The 4,607-nt window shown below is 61.2% G+C and carries 5 protein-coding genes; 3 read left to right on the top strand and 2 right to left on the bottom strand.

Annotated features, from left to right (window positions below; all coding sequences use genetic code 11):
- Positions 1–214: 214 nt before the first annotated feature.
- Positions 215–928: a ribonuclease activity regulator RraA gene (locus VZ95_RS02760; protein ID WP_045774517.1), complete on the bottom strand. Its 714-nt coding sequence runs from the start codon at positions 926–928 to the stop codon at positions 215–217.
- An 18-nt stretch (positions 929–946) separates the two neighbouring features.
- Positions 947–2,680, bottom strand: a complete 1,734-nt coding sequence (gene araD / locus VZ95_RS02755) for an L-arabinonate dehydratase (protein WP_045774516.1) — start codon at positions 2,678–2,680, stop codon at positions 947–949.
- Between the two features lie 114 nt (positions 2,681–2,794).
- On the opposite strand from araD, the gene VZ95_RS02750 reads away from it, so the two are divergent.
- The 3 genes from VZ95_RS02750 to VZ95_RS27875 form a co-directional block, all read left to right on the top strand.
- A complete protein-coding gene (locus VZ95_RS02750) occupies positions 2,795–3,490 on the top strand; it encodes a GntR family transcriptional regulator (protein ID WP_045774515.1) in 696 nt (231 codons plus the stop codon).
- Between the two features lie 149 nt (positions 3,491–3,639).
- Positions 3,640–4,347, top strand: a complete 708-nt coding sequence (locus VZ95_RS27880) for a mannonate dehydratase (protein WP_198148053.1) — start codon at positions 3,640–3,642, stop codon at positions 4,345–4,347.
- The coding region (locus VZ95_RS27875) for a mannonate dehydratase (protein WP_198148052.1) at positions 4,311–4,607 on the top strand (297 nt) is incomplete at its 3' end. The genes VZ95_RS27880 and VZ95_RS27875, both read left to right, overlap by 37 nt.

The following is a 4,607-nucleotide window of genomic DNA, read 5'->3' as shown; positions in this document are numbered from 1 at the left end:
TTGATTGTAAAAACCGCTTTGTCTCGTTTTTCATCGATCAATTCTTCGCCTGCTTTTAACGAACGCACGATAGATCGACCGCAACCCCTTGTAAAGTTAGGGGTCGAAATAATTAAATGCAGCAAATAAAATGCATAATTTATGATTTTGCGCGCCAGCGAGCCCCATTGTCCTTGATCTTGGACGCGGAGGCTGCCAGCGCGCTTAGTCTATTCTAGCGGCCCTTAACTTTACGCCACGCCGCAAAATCGAGCTTCGACTGTTCTTCCGTGGGCGGATAGAGACCGAGGATCGAGCGGCCCGCCAACACTTGTTCCGTTACGAAATCCTCAAACGCGGTCATTTCCACGGCTTCATCGGCAATTTCATCGGCGAGATGGGCGGGGATGACGATGACGCCTTCGCCGTCGCCGACGACCACATCGCCCGGAAACACCGCCACATCGCCGCAGCCAATGGGCACATTGATATCGAGCGCCTGATGGTGGGTAAGATTGGTCGGCGCCGAGGGGCGGTTGTGGTAGGCGGGAATATCCAGCTCGGCAATTTCCGGGCTATCGCGGAAGCCGCCATCGGTGACGACACCCGCGACGCCGCGCACCATGAGGCGGCTGACGAGGATCGACCCTGCCGACGCGGCGCGCGCGTCTTTCCGGCTATCGATGACGAACACCGCGCCGGGCGGGCATTCTTCGACGGCCTTGCGCTGCGGATGGGCGCGGTCTTGGAACACGCTGAGCGGGTTCAAATCCTCACGCGCCGGAATATAGCGCAGGGTGAAGGCCTCGCCGACCATCACCTTGCTCTTGGCCTTCAAGGGGCGCACGTCTTGGATGAATTGATTGCGCAGGCCGCGTTTGAACAGCGCGGTGCAGAGCGTGGCTGTGCTGACAGTCGCCAGCTTGGCGCGGGTGGTATCGGATAACATGGGGGAAACCTCCAAACTTTAAAAAATGACGGGTTCCGGCACGGGTGCGCCGAAATCGGTTTGCAGAAAGTCGAAATCACAGCCTTGATCGGCCTGAGTGATGTGGCGGGAGAACATCCAGCCGTAACCCCGCTCGTAACGCGGCGCGGGCGGCGGCAGCGCGGCCCGGCGGCGCTCCAGTTCCGCGTCGGGCACGTCGAGCGAAATCGTCCGCGCGGGCACGTCGACGGTGATGATATCGCCCGTCTGCACCAGCGCCAGCGGCCCGCCGATAAAGGATTCGGGCGAGACGTGCAGAATACAGGCCCCGTAGCTGGTGCCGCTCATGCGCGCGTCCGAGAGGCGCACCATATCGCGCACGCCCTGCTTCACCAGCTTCTTCGGGATCGGCAGCATGCCCCATTCCGGCATCCCCGGCCCACCCAGCGGCCCGGCGTTGCGCAGGACCAACACATGCTCCGGCGTTACATCCAGATCGTCGCTATCGATCACGGCTTTCAGCGCCGGGTAATCGTCGAACACCAGCGCCGGGCCGGAATGGCGCAGCAGATGCGGGGCTGCCGCCGAGGGTTTCATTACGCAGCCGTTGGGGGCGAGATTACCTTTCAGCACCGCCAGCGCCCCTTCGGCATAGATGGGATTGTCGAGCGGGCGAATGACATCGTCATTATAGACCTGAACGCCTTCCAACTCTTCCGCCCAGGTGCGGCCCGAAACGGTGATTTGGGTGAGGTCCAGGAAGGGTTTCAGGCGCAGCATCAGCCCCAAGAACCCGCCCGCATAGTAGAAATCTTCCATGAGGTAGGTATCGCCACTGGGGCGGATATTGGCGATCACCGGCACCTTGCGGCTGGCGGCGTCGAAATCCTCCAGACTCAGGGCATGCCCCGCCCGGCGGGCCATCGCCAGCAGATGAATAACGGCATTGGTCGAACAGCCCATCGCCATCGCTACGACAATAGCGTTACGAAACGCGCCTTCGGTTTGGATTTTGGCGGGGGTGAGATCCTCCCACACCATTTCCACCGCGCGGCGGCCCGCGTCGGCGCACATGCGGATGTGGTTGGCATCGGCGGCGGGGATTGAGGATGCGCCCGGCAGGGTCATGCCGATGGCATCGGCCAGCCCCGTCATCGTGGAAGCGGTGCCCATCGTCATGCACACACCATAGGAGCGGGCGATACCCACTTCCATTTCGCCCCAATCCTTATCGGAAATCGCCCCGGCGCGGCGTTCGTCCCAATATTTGAAGGCGTCGGAACCCGACCCCAGCACCTTGCCGTGCCAATTGCCGCGCAGCATCGGCCCTGCGGGCACGAAAACCGCCGGAACCCCGGCACTCGTCGCGCCCAGCAGCAGCCCCGGCGTGGTTTTATCGCAGCCGCCCATCAGCACCACGCCATCGACCGGATGCGAGCGGATCAACTCTTCCGCTTCCATCGCGAGGAAGTTGCGGTAGAGCATCGTCGTCGGCTTCACCTTGCTTTCCGACAGCGAGATCGCGGGCAGTTCCACCGGAAACCCGCCCGCTTGCAGAATGCCGCGCTTCACATCCTCCACCCGCTGCTTGAAATGCGCGTGGCACTGGTTGAGGTCCGACCAAGTGTTGAGAATGGCAATCACCGGCTTGCCGACGTAATCCGCCGCCGAATAGCCCATCTGGTTCATGCGCGAGCGGTGCCCGAAGGAGCGGAAATCGTCGGGGCCAAACCAGCGCGCGCTGCGCAACTGCTCGGGGGTTTTGCGGGTCATCGGGCACCTATGCTGGAGAATTGCGCGACCGGGAAAATTCGTTACGCAAAAAGAAGCTAAAGCGCTAATGCATTAGTGCGTCAAGCCTAATTCTGCGCTATCATCGGTGCCGATATGGATAAGCTCGCCACCGTGCCGCCCCTCTCCGCCTCGCGCAGCCGCGCGGGAACGCCCGCGGTTTTCGATGTGCTGCGCGAAGAGATTATCGCGCTGACGCTGGCACCCGGGGCGGTGCTGTCGCGGCCCGATCTGCAAGCGCGCTTCGGCGTCAGCTCGACCCCGATCCGCGACGCGCTGTCTCGGTTGGACGAGGAAGGGTTGGTGCGAATCTTCCCGCAGCGCGCCACTATCGTCAGCCCCATCGACCTGAGCCACGCCCGCCAGGGGCAGTTCCTGCGCCGCGCGGTGGAAGTGGAAATCGCGCGCACGCTGGCGGCAAAGCCCGATCAAATCTTGATCGAAACCCTGCGCAACATTATCCGCCAGCAGGCCGCCTTCGCCGAACTGGGGGAGTTCGAGCGCTTCACGCAACTCGATCAGGAGTTCCACCGCACCCAATATGCCGCCGCCGATGTGCTGGACCTGTGGCATCTCGTGCGCCGCCAGGGCGGACATATCGACCGGCTGCGCCGCCTGCATCTCCCCGTTCCCGGCAAACGCGCCGATATTCTGCGCGATCACGCCGCCATCGTCGGCGCAATTGCCACCAGCGACCCGGACGGGGCGGAAGCCGAAGTGCGCGGGCACCTGTCGCGCTCCTTGGATTTCATCGAAACCCTGCGCGAATCGCACCCGGATTATTTCTGCTAATCCTGTATTGGTCTGACAAATTAACACGGCAGACCTGCGGAATAAGGGGGAAATCGGCCTTCCCAGAACCTTGCGATCTTAGTATCGCCGTATAAGCTGTCCGACAGTCTAACAAAAAAAACGCACGATCGTTTAGGGAAAGAAACGCCATGCACCTCGGCACACAGAACGCCGCGCGGGACGATAATGATTTTAAGACCTTCGCCCAACTCGGCCTGAAGCACCTCTGTTCCGACCCGCCCGGCAAGCCGACCGGCTGGACGCTGGACGATCTGCTGCGCCACCGCGAGAAGGTCGAATCCTTCGGCATGAGCCTCGATATGGTGCAACTGCCGATGAGTTCGTGCCCGATCGAGTTGCAAGACAGCCCCGATATTCTGCTGGCCGGGCCGAACCGCGACCGGCAGCTTGAGGTGATCTGCCGCCTGATTGAGAATTTGAAAACCGCCGGCATTCCAGCCGCCAAATATAACCTTAATCTCATTGGCATTCCCCGAACCGAAATGGAAATCGGGCGCGGCGGCTCCCGTCACGAAGCCTTTCGCTGGGATAAGGTCGATCAAGCTGCGTCGCCCGGCGCGGCGGGTACGGTCTCGGAAGACGAAAATTGGGAGCGGATCGATTATTTCCTCTCCCAAATCGTTCCTGTCGCCGAAGCCAATCAAATCCGCCTCGCCTGCCACCCGCACGATCCCTATACCCCTCCCGGCTATAAGGGCGTCACCCGCGTGCTCGGCACCGTCGAGGGGCTAAAGAAATTCCTCTCGATGCACGAGAGCCCCTATCACGGGCTCAATTTCTGCCAAGCACCGTGGCCGAAATGCTGGACGATCCGCGCGCGGAAATCGGCGACGTGATCCGCTGGTTCGGCGCGCGCAATAAAATCTTCAATGTCCACTTCCGCAATATTCGCGGCTGTAAGCTCTCCTTCATGGAGGTCTTCCCGGATGATGGCGATATGGACATGTTCGACTCGCTCAAAGCCTATGCCGAGACCGGCTACCAATACATGCTGATGCCCGACCACGTGCCCCATATCGATAGCCGCGACCCAGAAGGCACCGCCTTCTCCTTCTGCTTCGGCTATATCCAGGGGCTGCTGGATGCGGTGAAGCAT

The organism is Elstera litoralis (assembly GCF_000963705.1).
Lineage (GTDB): Bacteria > Pseudomonadota > Alphaproteobacteria > Elsterales > Elsteraceae > Elstera > Elstera litoralis.
The sequence above is the reverse complement of the archived record's forward strand: the minus strand, read 5'-3'. Positions and strand labels throughout refer to the sequence as shown.